The following is a 17,305-nucleotide window of genomic DNA, read 5'->3' as shown; positions in this document are numbered from 1 at the left end:
CTCAGATGACGCCGTGGCCCAGCAGGTCGCGCGATTTCTTCCATGCCTTCCGGAAGTCGGCCTGGGCCGCCAGCATGCGTTCCTCCTGCTGGTTGAGCAGCTGCGCATAGATGCCCGCGGTGGCCATGTCGGTGCCATCACCGGCAACGGCGGCCAGCAGGTCGCGGGCCACCGCGGCGTCCTGGAACAGGCCCAGGATCTTTTGCTGCCGGCGTGCCGCCTTGGCCACCTTGCCGGCGCGCTTGCCGTGCACCAGCGCCGCTGATTCAGCCACATGGCGCAGCCGCTTGGCGTCCTTGCGCACCCGGTGGAGGGCAAGCTCCTGCTCCCTGCCGCGCCGCGCGCGCTTGGCAGCCTTGCGCGAGCGCCGCAGCCGTTTGGCGGCTTTGTCCACGGCCTTCGCCGCCGCCCGCCGCCCGGACCTCACCGCCTGGGCGCGCACCGGCGGGTTGTCGCGGAAATCCTCGAGTTTGTCCAGGAGCCGGAAGTAGCGGTCAGTTAGCAGGGCTTCCTGCAGGAGCCGGTAGGCGGCGTCGTAATCGCTGCCCGTGCGCTGTTCCAGCTGCGTTGTTGCCCCCGCAACGCCTTCCCCGGGCGGCAGTGCGGCCAGCTGTCCGCGGAGCTGCACCCGCAGGACTTCGGCGTCACGCGGCTGGCCCAGCAGCTGTCCCAGCCACTTCAGCTCGGCCCGCAGCTTGCGCACCGGTGATGCCCGGTAAAGCCTGCCGTAAGCACCCAGGATCGAACGGATCCGGCGGGCTGCTGAGCGCATGGCGTGTACTGCCTCGGGTTCCTCTCCCCGGACAGCGGCGTCTTTGGCGAGGATCTGCTCGATCTGCCCGCTGACATAGACGGTGACGACGGCGGCAGCCGGGGCGCGTTTGCCGGCCAGGAGCGCGGGGGCGCTTTGAGCGGCGGCAGGGCCGCCGGCTTCACCGCCGGCCGGGGCGCGCTTCCGGGCCGCCTTGCCAGCTCTTTTGTCATCGCCCAGTGCGCGCGCCAGTTTGGAGGCGTGCCCGGCTGGCCGGGCACCGGCAGTGGCGAGCAGTTCCTCCACCGGCCCAAAGAGGCTGGGGGCGCCGTGCACCAGTTCCAGCTCCCACTCACGCCACTGCTGACTGGGTTTATCCCCGTCCTCCAGCCTTTCGGCGGTGACCTGGTCGTCGGCGAGGTCGGCGAGGTGCACGCCGTCGTCCCCGTACAAGGGGTATGTGGTGCGCCGGGTTTCCAGGCGGACCACCGGCACCGGGACGGCACCCCTGAGGTAGGCGTGAAGGTGGTTGAGCAGGGTGTCCGGGACGGCGTCGGGGCGGCCGAGGGGTGCATGCAGCTCCGTCCGCTGCTGCGGGCCTTCACCCGAAACGGCAGCCTGTGGCGGCAGCTTCAGGTGCCAGCCGGCGTCCTTCCCGCCCGTGCGGCGGCGGAGTGTGATGCGGCGCGCGGCGAGGGCATGGTCGGGGGTGTCGAAATACACCGCCTCCAGGAGGTCGGTATGGGGCTTGCCCGTACGGGCCACCCCGGCAGCATGCTCGAGGGCGGGCACGACGGCGCCGGCGTCGACGTCGTACTTCTTCTCAATTTCAAGTCCCCGGGAAGCTTCCACAGCCGTCCTTCCGCACCACCTGGTCTGCACCAGGCCCTCCGACAGTCCCTTTGGCAGTCTATTGCAGGGGCTGCCGGCGCGGAGAGGTTGGCCACAGAACGGCAAACATCAAACGTCTAACCTTTACAGTGGAGAGTATGCCCGCCACTCCCCCCGCTTCCGCGCCCGTTGCCGCCCCGGCAACCACCGCAGCCACCGCAGCCCCCACCGCCCGGGCAACCGGGACGGCTCCTGCCAAGCCGCGCTCCGCCGTCGTGTTCGGTGTCATTGCGCTGGTGCTGATCGGACTGAACCTGCGGGCGGGCATCACCGGAGCGTCCGCCCTGCTGCACGACCTGCAGGCCGTGCTGGGCTACGGGACCCTGGTGGCGGCCATCATCCCGTCCATCCCCACGCTGTGTTTCGCCGTGGCGGGCGCCGCCACCTCCTGGCTCAGCGGCAAGGTGGGCGTGGAGAAAGCGATCCTGCTGTCACTGGCCCTCCTGGCCGGCGGGCTGCTGCTCCGCGGCATCCCTTCCACCGGCATGCTCGTGGCCGGCAGCGTGGTCGGCATGTCCGGGCTGGCGATCTGCAATGTGGCCATGCCATCCTTCATCCGCGAGCACTTCGCATCCCGCACCTCGCTCATGACCGCCGTCTACACGGTCACCATGACCACCGGGGCCACCGTCACTGCGGTCGCGGTGGTGCCGCTGGCCCAGGCACTCGGGTCCCCGTCCGCCGCCGTCGGTGCCGTGGGGATCACCGCAGTGCTGGCCTTCCTGGGCTTCCTTCCCGTGGCACTGCACGCCCACCGACACACAGTCCGGAGCACGGCCGGCCACGTGTCCCCTTGGCCGCTGCTGCGGACGCGCAAGGGCCAGCTCCTCACCGCCATCTTCACGCTGCAGGCACTGCTCGCCTATGCCCTCCTGAGCTGGTTCCCGTACATGCTCACCACCATGGGCCTGAGCGCCTCGGACAGCGGGCTGATGTTCGGGCTCATGCAGCTGGTCTCCGTCCCCGCGGGCATGGTGCTGATTGCCGTCGGTTCCCGTCCGCGGATGCTGCGCCCGGCGTTCTACCTGGTGAGCATCACCATGGCCGTGGGGATCCTGGCGCTGCTGTTCCTGCCCGTGGGCCTGGCGGTCATTCCCGCCGTCCTGCTGGGTTTTGGCCTGGGCATCTTCCCCCTGGTAATGGTCATGATCAGCCGCAGCGGCACCAGCACCGCCGAAACCACTGCACTGTCCACGCTGGCCCAGTCCTCGGGTTACCTGCTGGCAACGGCGGGTCCGTTTGGCATGGGCCTGCTGCACAGCGCCACCGGCGGCTGGACCGTGCCGCTGGTGCTGCTGCTGGCACTGGCCCTGGTCCAGATCGTGGTGTCCCACCTGATCACCGGCCGCGCCATGCCCGGAACCGCCGCAACGGGAAGGAACTAACACCCATGTCCCTGAGCCCTTCAGTCCGCACGCCGCTCGCCGCCGAAGTCACGGCCAAGCTGCGGAACATGGTCCACTCCGGCGAATGGGCCCTGAACCAGCGCATCCCGCCCGAGCCCGAACTCATGGCCCGCCTGGGCGTTTCCCGCGGGACCCTGCGCGAAGCGGTCAAGGCCCTTGCGCACGGCGGCATGCTGGAGGTGCGGCGCGGGGACGGCACCTACGTCCGCGCCACGAGCGAGATGTCCGGCGCCGCCCGCCGGATGTACCAGGACCACACGGAGCAGCACATCCTGGAGGTCCGGCTGGCCCTGGACACGCAGGCTGCCCGGCTGGCGGCCAGGAATGCAACGGACGACGACGCCGCCTCCCTGCGTGGGCTCCTCACCGCCCGGGACCAGGCCTGGAGGAACGGGGACTTCGAGGCCTGGGCGGACGCCGACTGGCGTTTCCACTTGGGCATCGCAAATGCCTCCGGCAATCCGCTGCTGCATGAGCTCTACGCCAGCTTTGGGACGGTGTTCCACCAGGATCTCCTCAAGCAGCAGCGCCGGCCGGGCTTCAACGGACTCCCCCGGGACGGCCATGAAACCCTGCTCGAAGCCATTGAGCGCCGTGACGAGGATGCCGCCGTGGCCACCGTGAACCGGAATTTGAACTCCTGCCCGGAGTGGCTGGCGGAGTAGCCCCCCTCCCCGTGGAGTTTTTGGACAGATATCACGGCTTGAGCGCCGCGGAGGTCGCGGTATCTGTCCAAAAACTCCATGGGTGGGCGGGCCCGCCGGTTACCCCTGGCGAAATCAATCAGTAGGCTTACTATCTGACCGATGTATCAGTGCCTGCCGGCGCCCGACAGGCACCGGCAATGATTGAGGAGTTCCCATGGCCAAACCAGCACGCTCTACCGAAGAACAGCGGGCCGGCTGGCCGCCGCAGGAGTCCCGGGATGACGGCGATGGCGTGGCCGGACCCGGCAAGACCGTGTTGCCGCGATCCAGCACGCCAGCGGCAGCACCGGCGCCCAAAGGGGCGGGGGCCGTTTGGGCTGACGGGCTGGGCAGGGTGGGCAGCAGGGCCGCCCAGGTCCTGCTGATCCTGACAGTCGCCGCCGTGTCCGTCTTTGCCCTGATGCAGATCAAGCTGCTGGTCATTCCGATGCTGATAGCACTGATCCTGGCGGCGGCCATTGGTCCGTTCGTGAACATGCTCCGCCGGCGGGGGATACGCGGCGGACTGGCCACCGCCATCGCATTCGTGGCGCTGCTGGTGATTCTGGCCGGCGTCTCCACCGTGATCTACTTTTCAGTCCGGAACCAGTGGGCCGAGCTGGCAGCCCAGGCTTCATCCGGCCTTGATGAGCTGGAGAAATTCCTCCTGACCGGGCCCATCCCCATTGAGCAGGGGCAGCTTGACCAGGCGCGGGAAGCCGTGGTGCAGTTCGCCACCAGCAGCCAGGTGCGCTCCGGCGCCGTAACGGGACTGTCCATGGTGACGGAATTCATCGCGGGGGCCAGCCTCATGGTGGTCATCCTGTTCTTCTTCCTCAAGGACGGCGCCAAGATCTGGAACTTCTTCCTCCGCCCCTTCTCCGGCCAGCGCGAAGCGAAACTGCGCCGGGTGGGCAGCCGCACCCTTGAGGTCCTGGGCGGCTATGTCCGGGGTACCGCGATCGTGGCCCTGGTGGATACTGTGGCCATCGGCGCGGCGCTGCTGATCATGCAGGTGCCGCTGGCCATCCCGCTCGCCATCGTCGTCTTCATCACCGCATTCATCCCGCTGGTCGGTGCAACGCTCGCCGGGATCCTCGCGGCCCTGGTGGCCCTGGTGGCCAACGGCCCGGTGGTGGCGCTGATCGTGGTGGCCGTCGTCGTCGCGGTCAACCAGCTGGAGGGTGACCTCCTGCAGCCGATCGTCATGGGCAAGTCGCTGCAGCTCCACGCCCTGGTGATCCTGATGGCGCTGACCGCCGGCACCATCCTGGCCGGAATCGTGGGCGCCGTGCTGTCCGTGCCGCTGGCTGCGGTGGCATGGGCCATCATCCAGGTTTGGACCGCAGAGGACCCGAACCTGAAGGACATGAACCCGGACCTGCCCCCACCCAACACCCAGCCCGTCTAGCCAAGTTTGCGCAGGGCGAAAGCCCGCGAGACGCGACGGCGGCCCGGCACTTTGGTGCCGGGCCGCCGTCGTACGGCTTTTGTGGGCTACTCGCCGCGCGGGGTTACTTTTCGCGCAGGCCCGCAAAGACGTTCTTGGGGCGCTGCATCTCGCCGTGCTTGGCGCCGAGGATGATCACCAGGGCTGCGAAGCCGGGGACGGCCCACTGCAGGAGCTTGAGCTGCTGCTGGGCCGCCTTCAGTTCGTCCGAGGCCGCGCCGTGCGGCTCCGTTGCGCCTTCGGCGCCTTCACCGGCGAGCTTTTCCACTTTCTTGCCCACGATGCCCGAGTACAGTGTCACCGCAGCGCCCACCACGGTCACGGCAGTCTTGATGACGGTGTCGCGGGCCACGCCCTCCTGCTTGGCGATGCGGCCCTTGTTCTCCCAGGCAATGGCGAGATCGGCCACCAGGTGGGAGGCAAAGGCCGCAGTCTGGAACGGAGCCCACTTCATCCAGCCTGCACTGGAAAGCCGGGTGCGCTCCGCGGGGTCCTTGGCCTGGGCCGCTGCGCCGTTGAGCCCGATGGCGCCCATCAGGGAACCGCCAAACCATGCTGCTGCCGTCAGGTCGTGAACTGAACGGGCAATGAGATTTCCTGCCATGATGTGCATTCCTAACGTTGTGAACTGGTTTCCAGATTGCCGCTGTGCTGCGGACTTCACTTGCCGTGTCCCATCGAGGTATGGTCCGCCCATGGTAAGCACACTTACTAATATTACGAAAGCCCGTCCCGGACCGGGGCAACCGCGTAATATCGTCGCCATGGGAAATACAGGAACATTGTTCGGCTGGGCCTTCGGGGACCCCGCCCGTGAAAGTGACGGCGGCTACGTGGACGGCCTGCAGCGCGAGGCGCTCAGGAATGCGCGGGAAACCGCGAAAGCCAAGGGCGTGGAGGCTGTAACGGGCTCCGAAGTGTTCACCGTCCTCAGCGCGGACGATTCCCTGGTGGAGCTGGATAACGCCCCCGGCCAGCTGGTGGTCCGCTGCACCGTTCACGTCGAGGGGCCGGGCGCAGAGAAGCTGCGGGCCGAAGGGCCCATGAACGGCTGAACCATGTCCGACGGCGATTCCACCCTCAGCCAGGCAGCGGACGCTGTCGAGGAAGCGTCCAACCACAAGGCCCTGGACGTCCTGGCCCGCACTGGATTTGCCGTCATGGCACTGCTCCACGTCATCATTGGGGCCATCGCAATTGCCATCGCCTTCGGTCATCCGGGCGACGCCGAACCCACCGGAGCCATCGCCCAACTGGCGGACAACCCGTGGGGAACGGTTGTCATGTGGGCCTCTGTCGCGGCGTGTTTGGGCCTTGCTTTGTGGCAGGCCAGCGAAGCGACGCTGCGCGCCCGCAGCCTCCCCCACAAGGAACGGCTGGCCAAACTGGTCTCCTCAGGGTTCCTGGCCATCGCCTACGGCAGTGTAGGTGCCACCTTTGCGGGCTTTGCCTTGGGGCAGCGCAGCGACTCAGGGGACAACACCCGCGACTTCAGTGCCAGCCTGATGGCCCATCCGCTGGGACCCTGGGTCCTGGTTGCCCTCGGCCTGACCATCCTGGGCATCGGCATCTACTTCATGGTCAAAGGGTTCCGGCGCGGCTTCAAGGAGGAGCTGTTCCATTTCGATGGCACCCGGCGCGGCAGGCTGATCGACACCCTGGGCGTCACCGGCCACGTGGCCAAAGGGATAGCACTGGACCTCACCGGCCTGTTGTTCGTGATCGCCGCCGCCAAGCACCGGCCCGAGGAGTCGACCGGGCTGGACGGCAGCCTCAAGGCACTGCAGGACCACCCCTTCGGGCCCACCCTGCTGGTGGCGATCGGCGCAGGCTTCATCGCTTACGGGATCTTCGCGCTGATCCGGGCCCGGTTCGGGCGCATGTAGTCCTCCCGTTTGTGGGTAGGAAGGAAGTATGACCCAGCAGTTGCGCGTAGATTCCGCCGTCACAGGGAGTGCCGGGCAGGCCTTTGCTGCCCTCTTCCGGCTCCTGAAACTTGCCCGTCCCGACCGGCCGATCCATCCCCAGGGCCTGGGACTGGCCGGAGAGCTCAGCAGGACCGGCAACCCGGCCGAACCCAGTGGGATCGACTGGCTCGATTCCCCCGGCACTGACCAGCTTGTGGCCCGCTTTTCCCGTTCCGTGGGGCTGCCGCAGGCGCTGCCGGACATCCTGGGCCTGGCCCTCCGGGTTACGACATCCGCTGCTGCGGCCCCTGGATCCAACCCGGCAGATGTCCTGTTTGCCTCCACCGGCTGGAGACTGCCCGGCCGGTTCCTGCTGATGCCGCGGCTGGATGTCGCAGGAGCCACCATGACAACACTCATGCCCTACCGCGGCCGGCGCGGCCCGGTGCTGTTGGGGCTGCGGACGCGGAGCTTGCTCCCGGGTTCGCTGGCCTCCGGGGAGTGGGTGCTGGCTCTGTACTGGGCCAGCCCGGGCGGACCGTGGCGGGAGTGCGGTGAACTGCGGCTTCAGGCCGGCGCCAATCCCGCGGATATCCCGCTGCGTTTCGATCCGCTCGAGAACCAGCCGCCCGGCGCCCAAACCTACGGGTGGACCCGGCGCCTGCGGAAGCCGTCCTACCAAGCCGCACGCCGTCCGGCACCTCCCGCCGTCGGACGCCCAACGAAAGCCGCACGTCCATCGAAAGCCGCCGCCAGGCGCCAGGAAAGCACCACCGAAACCGGAAGGAACTCCATGTCCACCGTCTCGCAGCTGTTCAAGTCCCCCGCGGCCGACGTCTGGCGGGTCGTTGCCGACGGCTGGCTGTACTCCGGCTGGGTGGTGGGCGCGTCCCGGATCAGGGACGTGGATGCCGAATGGCCCCAAACGGGAGCCCAACTCCACCACTCCGTGGGCGCCTGGCCGTTCGTGATTGACGACAGCACCCGCGTGACCGCCGTCGAGCCCGGGCGCTCACTGGAACTCGTTGCCCGCGGCTGGCCGATGGGCGAGGCCAAGGTGGAGGTAAAGCTGGAGGACCGCGGCAACCAGTGCCTGGTGACCATTGCCGAGGACGCCATCCGCGGGCCCGGCAAGCTCATGCCGAAATTCCTGCGGGATCCGCTGATTTCGGCCCGGAACCGGGAGACGCTGCGGCGCCTGGAGCTGATGGCCATCGGGGGCGCGGGGAAATAGCGCAGACGGGTTAACGCACGTTAAAGCAGGAACCGCGGCACCAATGGTCCCGCGGTTCCTTCCCTATCCGTGGCTTCAGACCTGGGCGGTGACCCCGTCGCGGGAGATGGTGACCATGTCCTCGCGCGGCACCACCTTGATGCGCTCACGCTTGACCTCGATGCCGTGCGAACCGCCCGCCTCGGTGGCGGCAGCGCCGAGCGCGAGCTCGTGGGAGTCCAGGGCCAGCCAGCCTTCCCAGCTGGTGAACTTCACGCCGCGGGCGTCGAGGAGCTCGACGACGGCGCTCTCCTCCGGTGCCGAAGCGACGGGAAGGTTCTCGCGGTCTTCGAGCAGGTAGGTGACGGTCTCCAGGGCGTCGCCCTTGGTGTGGCCGATCAGTCCGACCGGTCCGCGCTTGATCCAGCCGGTGGCGTAGATGCCCGGCACATGGGTGCCGGAGGCGTCAAGGACGCGGCCGCCGTCGTTCGTCACGACGCCCCTCTTGTGGTCGAACTCCACGTCCGGCAGGGCGGAGCCGAAGTAGCCGATGGCGCGGTACACGGCCTGGACCGGGTAATCCACGTACTCGCCGGTGCCGATGGCGTTGCCGGTGCCGTCCAGCTCGGTGCGCTCGAACTTGATGCCGGCCACCTTGCCCGGGGTCCCGGCGTCGTCATAGATCTCCACCGGGCTGTGCAGGAAGTGCAGGTGCAGGCGGCGGGAGGCCTTGAGCTCGGAGAGGTCCTCGGGCTGCTCGGCGATCCAGTTGGTGAGCGTGCCCACCATGGTCTTGGTCTGGTTGTTGGTCTGGATCTGGCGGTCCGATTCCTCGTCGAACTCGAAGTCCTCCGGGTACAGGATGATGTCAACGTCCTTGGAGTGGGACAGTTCGCGCAGCTCCAGCGGGGTGAACTTGACCTGTGCGGGGCCGCGGCGGCCGAAGACGTGCACGTCGGTGACGGGCGAGGCCTTCAGTCCGGCGTAGACGTTGTCCGGGATCTCGGTGCCGAGGAGATCGTCGGCGTGCTTGGACAGGACGCGGGCCACGTCGAGGGCCACGTTGCCGTTGCCGATGACGGCGATTTCCTTGGCCTCCAGCGGCCATTCGCGCGGGACGTCCGGGTGCCCGTCGTACCAGGACACGAAGTCGGCGCCGCCGAACGAGCCCTCCAGCTCGATGCCGGGGATGTTCAGGTCCGCGTCCTTGATGGCGCCGGTGGCGAAGATGACGGCGTCGTAGTGGGTGCGGAGGTCCTCGATGGTCAGGTCCGTGCCGTAGTCCACGTTGCCGAAGAAGCGGATGTCGCCGCGGTCCAGCACCTTGTGCAGGGCGTTCACGATGCCCTTGATGCGGGGGTGGTCCGGGGCCACGCCGTAGCGGATCAGGCCGTAGGGTGCCGGGTAGCGGTCAAAGAGGTCGATGCTGACGGTCAGCTCGCCGCTCTTGACGGCTTCGCTCTTGGTGAGGATGTCGGCGGCGTAGACGCCGGCCGGGCCGGAGCCCACGACGGCGACGCGCAGCGGACGAGCAGCAGATCCTACGGTGGTGCTGGATGACACGGCTGTGTTCCTTTATCTTCGTTCCGGTGTGCGGACTAGGGGGTGAGGACGGTCTTGCGGGGGCTGTTCGGGCTGGTGGTGCTGTAGTCAGCGGTTTTGAAGTGCGACGGCGCGAAGGGGCTTACGCGCACCACGTCACCGATGACAATCACGGCAGGATTTGCGACGCCGGCCGCCTGGGCCTGGTCGGCGATGGAACCGAGCGTGCCAATCGTGACGCGCTGGTCCGGCAAATAGCCGTTTTCCACGATACCAACAGGGGTGTCCTGCGGCAGGCCGGCTTCGCCCAGCGCGGACGCGGATTCGCGCAGCTGGCCGACGCCCATGAGCAGGACGATCGTGTGGTCCGGGCGGGCGGGAACTTCGGAAAGTTCCTCGTGGCCGGTGACCACGCTGAAGCCCTTGGCCAGGCCGCGGTGGGTGACGGGAATGCCGGCCGCTGCGGGGACGGAGATGGCCGACGTGACGCCGGAAACGACCTCGACCTCAACCCCGTGCTGCCGGCAGTATTCGGCTTCCTCGCCGCCGCGGCCCAGCACGTACGGGTCGCCGCCCTTGAGCCGGACCACGCGGTGGCCGTGCAGGGCTTCCCGGACGAGGATGCGGTTGATCTCCGCCTGCGGGACGGGGTGGTGGCCGGGGGTCTTGCCCACTTCGATGATGCGGACGTCCGGGGCGAGTTCGTTGAGGAGTTCGCGGGGGCCAAGCCGGTCGGCGACGACGACGTCGGCCTGGCCCAGGAGCCGCCGGCCGCGGACCGTGATGAGGCCGGTGTCGCCGGGGCCGCCGCCAACCAGGGCAACTGAGCCCTGGTGCGCGCGGCGCCGGCGCAATGGAAGGTCGCCGGTTTCGAGGGCGGTGGCCACTGCGTCCCGGACGGCCATGGCGCGGCGCGGGTCTCCCCCGGCGTTCACGGCGATCTTGACGTCGTCCACCTCTGCGACGGCGGGGGTCCAGGCGGCAGAAGCCTCATGGTTGGAGGCGTTGACGCACCAAACCCGCTGCGCCTCGGCGTCGGCCGATACCTGGGCGTCCACCTCCTGGTCGCCGGTGGCGGTCTGGACGAACCAGACGCCGTCGACATCGGTTGAAAGGTAGGTGCGCGCCTCCCAGGTGAGGAGGCCGGCGTCGGCCATCTCCTGGAGCGCGGGTGAGGCAACCGGGGCCACGACGGTGACCACGGCACCGGCGTCGAGCAGTCCCTTGGCGCGGCGGGCAGCCACGGGGCCGCCGCCCACCACCAGCACCGGGCGGCCGAGCAGCCGCAGCGCCGTGGGGTAAATGTCCTGAATTGCCATGAATCAACGGTAGGTCCGCGTCACATTCGCCAACAAAGGCCGAGCAACACCAGTTCACGCAAGGTAACGCTGCGTCACAAAGTGCTGCGGGCGGTCAGCTCCACAGGCCGGCGGTCTGTGCCTTGGCCAGCAAAGCGTTGGCGGTCCACCGCATCGACTCGATGGCTTCCTCCCGGCCCAGACCGCCCACGTCCGTGAGCCAGACCAGGGCTTCGATGCCGATGGCGCTGCGGATGGCCAGCACCAGTTTGTGGATCTGCTGATCGGTCAGCTCTCCCCGCAGCGGCACCAGCGCTTCTGTGAGCCAGCCAATGGCGCGTCCCTGGCGCAGGGGCAGGCTCCGGTCAGGACCGTCCAGGGACTCGAGCGACAAGCGCAGCATGGTCCGCTGCTGCGCCTCGGTCTCCAGGATCATGCGGGTGAACTCCACCACCACGGCGTCGAGCCGCCCGGCCGCGTCCTGGGGCGGAGTGTCCGGCAGCATTGAGGTGCGTGCGGTCTCGGGATGCGCCGCAGCGAGCAGCTCCCGCTGGCCTGGGAAATAGCGGTAGGCAGTACTCCGGGCCACCCCTGCTGCCTGCGCGGCGTCGTCCACTGTAGGCGTCTTGCCGGCGGCAACGAGGGTCCTGGCTGCCGCTACGAGGGCGTCCATGGTTCGGCGCTTCTGGCTGGTTCGCCCACTGTCCGCATAGGGTCTTGACACGCCTTTCATGATACACCAGTCTTGTTATGGGACATGCGTCCCACAAAGTTTCCCAAGGCATCGAGGCGAGCAGCATGGAAACGAAAAATGCGGCATCATCCCTGGTCCGGCAGCCCGGCGAAGGACCAAGGCGCTGGTTCTACGGCGGCGGCGTCCACACGTGGAAGGCCAGGCAGGAGGAGACGGGCGGCGCGTTCCTGCTGTTCGAGGATGAGATGGCCCTGAACAAGGTCACCCCGCTCCACACCCACCCTGATTCTGACGAAACCCTCTACGTCTTGGCGGGCGAGATCCTGGTGAACCTGGACGGCACAGAGCACCGGATCGCCGCCGGCGGCCTGGCCATGGCGCGGCGGGGCCTCCCCCATGCCTTCAAAGTATTGCAGGAGGGCACCCGGATACTGTGCCTGCAGACGCCCGGCAGCGCCCAGTCCTTCTACGACGGCGCCAGCGAACCACTGTCCGATACAGATGCCGATGCCCCGAACGGTTCAGGCGTGGTGGACTTCAGCCGGATTCGGGCGTCCGGCCAGGCCCACGGCGGGATAGAAATCATTGGGCCGCCGCCCTTCGTGTAGCCGCAGCGGCTAGCTGTTTCCGGGAATCCGACCTTCGGCTAGGAACCGGCCCCTGCGGATGATGAGGCGTTCCAGGTACCGGGCCAGGAAGAGGCGTTCGACGGCGCGGCCCAGCACACCCAGCGGGGCGATGAACTCCACCCGGTCAACCATGGTGCTCCCCGTAGGTGTTTGCTCAAACTCGTGGATGTGCCTGAAGACCTTGAAAGGGCCCTTCACCTGTTCGTCGGTGAAGCTGCGGGGGAAGTCCAGGCGGGTGATCCGGCTGGTCATGGTGAGCGGGATCCCGAAGTGCCTGGCCCGCCAGGTGACGTCCTGGCCTTCCCCGATGAGACCGCTGGTTACGCCGCCCACGGCCCTCTCTCCTGCCGTCCGCTGCGATTCCACGTGCACGTCGATGCTGCGGGCCAGGTCGAAGAGCCGCTCCACCGGCAGCGGGGATTCGGTGCGGCATACGAAGCTGGCTGTCATGGCGCCAGTCTGCCACGGGTTCTCCCCGCAGCAGGCGCGGTCGAGGGGCACTTTGGTCCCGTAATTGCCTCCCGCGTGGATACTTGGCGGCGTGTCCGTGTCAAAGTGCCCCGGCTTGGCCAGGGCAAACGCCGGGAAAGCAGAGAGCCCGACGGCGGGAGGTCGCCGTCGAGCTCTGAAGGTGCCTTGGGTGCGGGGCGGGTCAGCGGGTGCTGCCGGCCAGGAGGCCGCGGCGGCGGAGGAGGCGCTTCTCAATCGGGCCGAACACCAGCAGTTCGATCAGGATGCCGACGGCGAGGATGAGCAGGATCGCGGCCATGACGATGGCCATGTCGGACAAGGTCCGGCCCTGGTCCAGCAGCGAGCCCAGGCCGAAGCCGATAGTGCCGCCCACCGCGATGATTTCCGCAGCCATCAGCGACCGCCAGGAGAAGGCCCAGCCCTGCTTCAACCCGCCCAGGTAACCCGGCAGCGCGGCGGGAAGGACAATCTGCAGCGCCATCTGGAGCCGGGAGGCGCCCAGGACGGTGCCGACGCGGCGGTACTGCGGCGGGATCTGGTCCACGCCGGAGATCAGGCCGTTGATGATGGACGGGATGGCGCCCATGAACACCACGAAGTACACGGTGGCGTCGGTCAGGCCGAACCAGATGATGGCCGCCGGCACCCAGGCAACGGAGGGCAGGACCTGCAGGCCCGAGATCAGGGGGCCGAAGGCGCGCCTCAGCGGTGCAACCTGGGCCAGCAGCAGGCCGACAGGAGTTGCGATGGCCACCGAAATCAGGAAGCCCACCACCCCGCGCTGCAATGAAGTCCACACAGACTCCTGCAGCTTGCCGTCGCTCCAGAGCAGGCCCATCTGAGCAACCACGTCCAGCGGACCCGGCACCAGGTCGCGGCGCTTGACTCCGAGCGAGACGTAGAACTGCCAGGCCAGCACCAGGACCACCAGGGCGGCCACCGGCAGGAGGATCCGGCTCCAGTCGATGCGGTGCTTGCGGTCAGCGTCGGACTGCAGCGAGTCCAGGCCGGATTCAAGCTCCCGCAGGTCCTCGTGCCCGGTGGAGGTGCGGGTAAGTGCGGCGTAGACGTGTTGGGACCCGGCCGGTTCGGACGGCGCTTCTGCGAGGGGTGCGGACTTACTTGGCATGGCGGCGAATCTCCTCCCGCAGCCGGGCGGTGATGACCCCGGTCAGCTGGCCGGCAAGCCCGGCGTCGGTTCGGTGTTCCTCGGTGACGGCCCATTCCTGGACCACGCGGCCGGGCCGGGAGGACAACAGCAGCACGCGCTGGCCCAGCCGCACAGCCTCGCGGACGTTGTGGGTCACGAAGACGATGGTGCGCCCGGTTTCCTTCCAGATGCGCTCCAGCTCGTCGTGCAGCAGGTCGCGGGTGATGGCGTCCAGCGCGGCAAACGGCTCGTCCATGAGCAGCAACTGCCGGTCCTGGGCCAGCGAACGGGCAAGGGAGACGCGCTGCCGCATGCCGCCGGAGAGCTCGTGCGGACGCTTGTCCCCCGCCGTGCCCAGGTGGACCAGGTCCAGGAGCTCCTGCGCTTTGGTCCGCCGCTCGGCCTTGCCCACGCCGCGCAGCTTCAGGGCCAGCTCGATGTTCTCCCGTGCCGTCAGCCACGGGAAGAGGGCGGCGTCCTGGAACATGAAGGCGGCACCGTCGCTGGGCACTTCCAGGGCGCCCGACGTCGGCGCCTCCAGTCCCGCGATGATGTTCAGGAGGGTGGATTTGCCGCAGCCGGAGGCACCGAGGAGGGCAACGAACTCGCCCTGCTTGATGTTGGCGTTGACGTCGTCCAGTACCGGGGCGCCGTCGCCGAAGCGCTTGCCCAGGTGTTCCAGTACGACTGGCATGGTGCCGTCCTTTAGGTAGAGGGTGGGTCAGTCCTGGCCGAGGCCGGCCGCTGAAATCTTGTCGGTTCCGCCGGTGACCTGGTTCAGTGCACGGAGGTCGAAGAGGCCGTTGATGTCGGCCTTTTTGGTGGTGCCGGCCTCCACGCCGTCCTGCAGCAGCTTGGGGTAGCTGCCGGCGAGCGGGTCAAGGGTGAAGGTGATGTTCGCGAGTGACCTGGCGAGGACGTCACCGGGCAGTGCCGCCCCGGCGGATTCCTGGAGGGCGGCATTGAGGAGGCTGGCTTTCTCGTCGGGCAGTGCCGCATTCAGCCATGCCACCGACTCCGCGTTGCCCTTCAGCAGTGCCTTGACGGTTGCCGGGTGCTCCGCGGCGAACTTCTGGTTCACGATCAGGATGGTGGTGGGGAACTCGCCGGGCTTGCCGGTGCCGGAACCGTCCCACAGGTCCTTTTCGTCCACCAGCACCTTGGCTCCGGCCTGGAGCACCAGGCGGGACGCCCATGGTTCAGGCAACCACGCGCCGTCGAGCTTTCCGTCCTGGAACAGCTTCAGGGTCTGCGCGTTTTCCGTGGGGTTGATGGCAACGTCGCCGCTGCCGTCCACGTTGGTCTTGTACCCCTGCCTGGTGAGCCAGGCGCGCAACGCGACATCCTGTGTGCCGCCCAGCTGCGGGGTTGCCAGGGTCTTGCCCTTGAGGTCCGCGGCCGAGTTGATCCCCGGCTTAACCACCAGCTGGGCGCCGCCGGCCGCGGCACCTGCGATCACGCGCACGGACTGGCCCTGGCTCTTCGCGAAGGAGTTGATGGCCGGGTTGGGGCCGATGTAGGCGGCGTCGATGGCGCCGGCGTTCAGGGCCTCGATGGCAGCGGGGCCGGCGTTGAAAGTCTGGGTGCTGAGCCTGGTGCTGCCCAGCGCGTCGGCCAGGATCCCCTTCTTGACGCCCACCAGGGCGGGGGCGTGGGTGACGTTGCCGAAGTAGCCCAGCTTCAGTTCCGCGGCCGGGCTGGGCTCAGCAGCCTGGGCCTCCGTGTTGCGGGAGATATTTGAGGCCACTATGGCCCCGACGGCGATCAGCAGGACCAGCCCGATGGCCAGGGCAGCCTCGACGGCGCGTTTGCGCGCGGGGACTGCGCGTTCGCCTGCCACGATGCGGGTCATCCCGGGCTTGGAACTAGTCATTGTTTCACCATAAGGAGTGGCCCAGACCCGTTCAATGAAGCGGAAACGGGGGGTCACGCACGTTCATCTAGCGTCACATTTGGCCGCCTTGCTGCCCGGTTTCGCAGATTCAGTTGCCTTTGACGTTGACCAACTGCCGCAGCTTGTGCCGCACGGTCACCAGGTCCGCGGCGTCCTGCATCACCTGGTCGATCGGCTTGTACGCGGCCGGGATTTCGTCAATGAAGGCCTCCGACGCCCGGAACTCGATCCCCCGCATGGCCCGCTTCAGTTCCTCCAGCGTGAAGGTCTTCCGGGCGGCGTTGCGGGAGTATTCGCGCCCCGCCCCGTGCGGGGAGGAGTTCAGCGACGCCGGGTTGCCCCGCCCTTCCACAACGTACGACGCCGTCCCCATGGACCCGGGGATCAGTCCGGGATCGCCGTTGCCGGCTTTGATGGCCCCCTTGCGGGACACCCATACCGGCTTGCCGTAGTGCGTCTCCTGCTCGGTGAAGTTGTGGTGGCAGTTGATCCGCTCGCGTTCCCGGACCGGACCGCCCACCCAGCGGCTGAACTGGGCGGCCACGCGGTCCATCATTTCCTCCCGGTTCAGCAGGGCGAAGTGCTGGGCCCAGCGCAGCTCGGCGATGTACCGATCGAACTGCGGCGTGCCCTCGTCCAGGTACGCCAGGTCCGGGTCCGGCAGGTAGATCTGGTTTTTGCGGGTAACGTTCTGGGCCACACCGATGTGGTGCTGGGCGATCCTGTTGCCGATGCCCCGCGAGCCCGAATGCAGGAAGAGCCAGACGCCGTCGTCCTCATCTGCTGAGATCTCGATGAAATGGTTGCCCGACCCCAGGGACCCCAGCTGCAGCTCCCACTTGGCAACATACTGGGCCGGGTTGAAACCGGCCCTGGCTGCCAGAGCCTTCAGCTCGGCGACCCGCGGCTCGGCCGTGGGAAGGACCTTCCTGTTGTTGTGCCCTGCGGACAAGGGGATGACCCGCTCGATGTCCTCGCGGAGCCTCTTCCGGTCCTTCGGCAGGTCCTTCACGGAGTACTGGGTGCGGACCGCGATCATGCCGCAGCCGATGTCCACGCCAACTGCCGCGGGGATGATGGCGCGCAGCGTGGGGATGACCGAACCCACAGTGGCCCCCTTGCCCAGGTGTGCGTCGGGCATCAGCGCCAGGTGCGGGTAGATGAACGGCAGGCTGGCCGTCTTGACTGCCTGCTCGCGGGTCTTCTCATCCAGGATCGAGGCCCAGTTGAGGAGTTTTGGGCTGATGGTCTCCATGCTTCGCCTCCTACCCGGAATACGAAACGACAAAACCGCGGCTTGTTCGCAAAACCAGTCCTTGATAG

At 67.8% G+C, this 17,305-nt stretch carries 17 protein-coding genes; 7 read left to right on the top strand and 10 right to left on the bottom strand.

Translation table 11 applies throughout. From position 1 onward, the window contains the following. Window position 1: 1 nt before the first annotated feature. The gene (locus QFZ57_RS10160; protein WP_306899982.1) at window positions 2-1,603 is read right to left on the bottom strand and encodes a CYTH and CHAD domain-containing protein; all 1,602 of its coding nucleotides are present in this window, start codon (window positions 1,601-1,603) and stop codon (window positions 2-4) included. Window positions 1,604-1,740: 137 nt separating this feature from the next. On the opposite strand from QFZ57_RS10160, the gene QFZ57_RS10155 reads away from it, so the two are divergent. The 3 genes from QFZ57_RS10155 to QFZ57_RS10145 all read left to right on the top strand — a co-directional run bounded on the left by QFZ57_RS10155 (window position 1,741) and on the right by QFZ57_RS10145 (window position 5,145). Continuing rightward, a complete protein-coding gene (locus QFZ57_RS10155) occupies window positions 1,741-3,027 on the top strand; it encodes an MFS transporter (protein ID WP_306899981.1) in 1,287 nt (428 codons plus the stop codon). 5 nt (window positions 3,028-3,032) lie between these two features. Next, window positions 3,033-3,713: a FadR/GntR family transcriptional regulator gene (locus tag QFZ57_RS10150; RefSeq protein ID WP_306899979.1), complete on the top strand. Its 681-nt coding sequence runs from the start codon at window positions 3,033-3,035 to the stop codon at window positions 3,711-3,713. Window positions 3,714-3,909: 196 nt separating this feature from the next. Next, window positions 3,910-5,145, top strand: coding sequence for an AI-2E family transporter (locus QFZ57_RS10145; RefSeq protein WP_306899977.1), 1,236 nt, complete (start codon window positions 3,910-3,912; stop codon window positions 5,143-5,145). Between the two features lie 103 nt (window positions 5,146-5,248). Here QFZ57_RS10145 and QFZ57_RS10140 read toward each other — a convergent pair whose 3' ends face one another. Further along, window positions 5,249-5,788: a hypothetical protein gene (locus QFZ57_RS10140; protein WP_306630309.1), complete on the bottom strand. Its 540-nt coding sequence runs from the start codon at window positions 5,786-5,788 to the stop codon at window positions 5,249-5,251. A gap of 160 nt (window positions 5,789-5,948) precedes the next feature. Here QFZ57_RS10140 and QFZ57_RS10135 point away from each other — a divergent pair, with 160 nt between their 5' ends. Genes QFZ57_RS10135 through QFZ57_RS10125 form a run of 3 tightly spaced genes read left to right on the top strand, consistent with a single transcriptional unit; the run spans window position 5,949 to window position 8,325 of the window. Further along, complete coding sequence (locus QFZ57_RS10135; RefSeq protein ID WP_142032227.1) at window positions 5,949-6,239, top strand: hypothetical protein; 291 nt, start codon at window positions 5,949-5,951, stop codon at window positions 6,237-6,239. Between the two features lie 3 nt (window positions 6,240-6,242). Next, window positions 6,243-7,070 carry a DUF1206 domain-containing protein gene (locus tag QFZ57_RS10130; protein ID WP_306630308.1) on the top strand — a complete coding sequence of 276 codons (828 nt, stop codon included), beginning with the start codon at window positions 6,243-6,245 and terminating at the stop codon, window positions 7,068-7,070. A gap of 28 nt (window positions 7,071-7,098) precedes the next feature. After that, window positions 7,099-8,325 (top strand): SRPBCC family protein, encoded by a 1,227-nt coding sequence (locus tag QFZ57_RS10125; RefSeq protein ID WP_306899973.1) that lies wholly within the window; start codon window positions 7,099-7,101, stop codon window positions 8,323-8,325. Window positions 8,326-8,400: 75 nt separating this feature from the next. Here the strand turns inward: QFZ57_RS10125 and QFZ57_RS10120 are convergent, their stop codons facing one another. The 3 genes from QFZ57_RS10120 to QFZ57_RS10110 all read right to left on the bottom strand — a co-directional run bounded on the left by QFZ57_RS10120 (window position 8,401) and on the right by QFZ57_RS10110 (window position 11,817). Next, a complete protein-coding gene (locus tag QFZ57_RS10120; RefSeq protein WP_306899972.1) occupies window positions 8,401-9,867 on the bottom strand; it encodes an FAD-dependent oxidoreductase in 1,467 nt (488 codons plus the stop codon). Window positions 9,868-9,902: 35 nt separating this feature from the next. Continuing rightward, a complete protein-coding gene (gene cobA, locus QFZ57_RS10115) occupies window positions 9,903-11,165 on the bottom strand; it encodes a uroporphyrinogen-III C-methyltransferase (RefSeq protein ID WP_306899969.1) in 1,263 nt (420 codons plus the stop codon). A gap of 94 nt (window positions 11,166-11,259) precedes the next feature. Further along, window positions 11,260-11,817 carry a TetR/AcrR family transcriptional regulator gene (locus tag QFZ57_RS10110; RefSeq protein ID WP_306899967.1) on the bottom strand — a complete coding sequence of 186 codons (558 nt, stop codon included), beginning with the start codon at window positions 11,815-11,817 and terminating at the stop codon, window positions 11,260-11,262. Window positions 11,818-11,942: 125 nt separating this feature from the next. Between QFZ57_RS10110 and QFZ57_RS10105 the strand changes: the two genes are divergently transcribed. Further along, on the top strand, window positions 11,943-12,446 hold the full coding sequence (locus QFZ57_RS10105; RefSeq protein WP_306899966.1) for a cupin domain-containing protein: 504 nt from the start codon (window positions 11,943-11,945) through the stop codon (window positions 12,444-12,446). Between the two features lie 9 nt (window positions 12,447-12,455). On the opposite strand, the gene QFZ57_RS10100 is transcribed toward QFZ57_RS10105, so the two are convergent. From QFZ57_RS10100 to QFZ57_RS10080, 5 genes are all read right to left on the bottom strand, one after another. After that, the gene (locus QFZ57_RS10100) at window positions 12,456-12,917 is read right to left on the bottom strand and encodes an SRPBCC family protein (protein WP_306899964.1); all 462 of its coding nucleotides are present in this window, start codon (window positions 12,915-12,917) and stop codon (window positions 12,456-12,458) included. A 202-nt stretch (window positions 12,918-13,119) separates the two neighbouring features. Further along, window positions 13,120-14,067 (bottom strand): ABC transporter permease, encoded by a 948-nt coding sequence (locus QFZ57_RS10095; protein ID WP_306899962.1) that lies wholly within the window; start codon window positions 14,065-14,067, stop codon window positions 13,120-13,122. Next, window positions 14,057-14,782, bottom strand: a complete 726-nt coding sequence (locus QFZ57_RS10090; RefSeq protein ID WP_306630300.1) for an ABC transporter ATP-binding protein — start codon at window positions 14,780-14,782, stop codon at window positions 14,057-14,059. Before QFZ57_RS10090 ends, QFZ57_RS10095 begins: the two co-directional genes overlap by 11 nt. 27 nt (window positions 14,783-14,809) lie before the next feature. Then, window positions 14,810-15,940 (bottom strand): ABC transporter substrate-binding protein, encoded by a 1,131-nt coding sequence (locus QFZ57_RS10085; RefSeq protein ID WP_306632478.1) that lies wholly within the window; start codon window positions 15,938-15,940, stop codon window positions 14,810-14,812. A gap of 130 nt (window positions 15,941-16,070) precedes the next feature. Continuing rightward, window positions 16,071-17,237 (bottom strand): RtcB family protein, encoded by a 1,167-nt coding sequence (locus tag QFZ57_RS10080; protein ID WP_306899959.1) that lies wholly within the window; start codon window positions 17,235-17,237, stop codon window positions 16,071-16,073. Window positions 17,238-17,305: the final 68 nt, after the last annotated feature.

Origin of the sequence: Arthrobacter sp. B1I2 (assembly GCF_030816485.1) — a bacterium.
Taxonomy (GTDB): Bacteria; Actinomycetota; Actinomycetes; order Actinomycetales; family Micrococcaceae; genus Arthrobacter.
This window is presented reverse-complemented; position numbering and strand designations above follow the sequence as displayed.

Excerpts from the sequence above, each read along its gene's own strand:
- QFZ57_RS10110 (WP_306899967.1), bottom strand. The coding sequence starts at position 11,817 with ATGGACGCCCTCGTAGCGGCAGCCAGGACCCTCGTTGCCGCCGGCAAG.
- QFZ57_RS10135 (WP_142032227.1), top strand. The coding sequence starts at position 5,949 with ATGGGAAATACAGGAACATTGTTCGGCTGGGCCTTCGGGGACCCCGCC.
- QFZ57_RS10090 (WP_306630300.1), bottom strand. The coding sequence starts at position 14,782 with ATGCCAGTCGTACTGGAACACCTGGGCAAGCGCTTCGGCGACGGCGCC.
- QFZ57_RS10100 (WP_306899964.1), bottom strand. The coding sequence starts at position 12,917 with ATGACAGCCAGCTTCGTATGCCGCACCGAATCCCCGCTGCCGGTGGAG.
- cobA (WP_306899969.1), bottom strand. The coding sequence starts at position 11,165 with ATGGCAATTCAGGACATTTACCCCACGGCGCTGCGGCTGCTCGGCCGC.
- QFZ57_RS10125 (WP_306899973.1), top strand. The coding sequence starts at position 7,099 with ATGACCCAGCAGTTGCGCGTAGATTCCGCCGTCACAGGGAGTGCCGGG.
- QFZ57_RS10130 (WP_306630308.1), top strand. The coding sequence starts at position 6,243 with ATGTCCGACGGCGATTCCACCCTCAGCCAGGCAGCGGACGCTGTCGAG.
- QFZ57_RS10155 (WP_306899981.1), top strand. The coding sequence starts at position 1,741 with ATGCCCGCCACTCCCCCCGCTTCCGCGCCCGTTGCCGCCCCGGCAACC.
- QFZ57_RS10085 (WP_306632478.1), bottom strand. The coding sequence starts at position 15,940 with ATGACCCGCATCGTGGCAGGCGAACGCGCAGTCCCCGCGCGCAAACGC.
- QFZ57_RS10105 (WP_306899966.1), top strand. The coding sequence starts at position 11,943 with ATGGAAACGAAAAATGCGGCATCATCCCTGGTCCGGCAGCCCGGCGAA.
- QFZ57_RS10080 (WP_306899959.1), bottom strand. The coding sequence starts at position 17,237 with ATGGAGACCATCAGCCCAAAACTCCTCAACTGGGCCTCGATCCTGGAT.
- QFZ57_RS10150 (WP_306899979.1), top strand. The coding sequence starts at position 3,033 with ATGTCCCTGAGCCCTTCAGTCCGCACGCCGCTCGCCGCCGAAGTCACG.
- QFZ57_RS10140 (WP_306630309.1), bottom strand. The coding sequence starts at position 5,788 with ATGGCAGGAAATCTCATTGCCCGTTCAGTTCACGACCTGACGGCAGCA.
- QFZ57_RS10095 (WP_306899962.1), bottom strand. The coding sequence starts at position 14,067 with ATGCCAAGTAAGTCCGCACCCCTCGCAGAAGCGCCGTCCGAACCGGCC.
- QFZ57_RS10145 (WP_306899977.1), top strand. The coding sequence starts at position 3,910 with ATGGCCAAACCAGCACGCTCTACCGAAGAACAGCGGGCCGGCTGGCCG.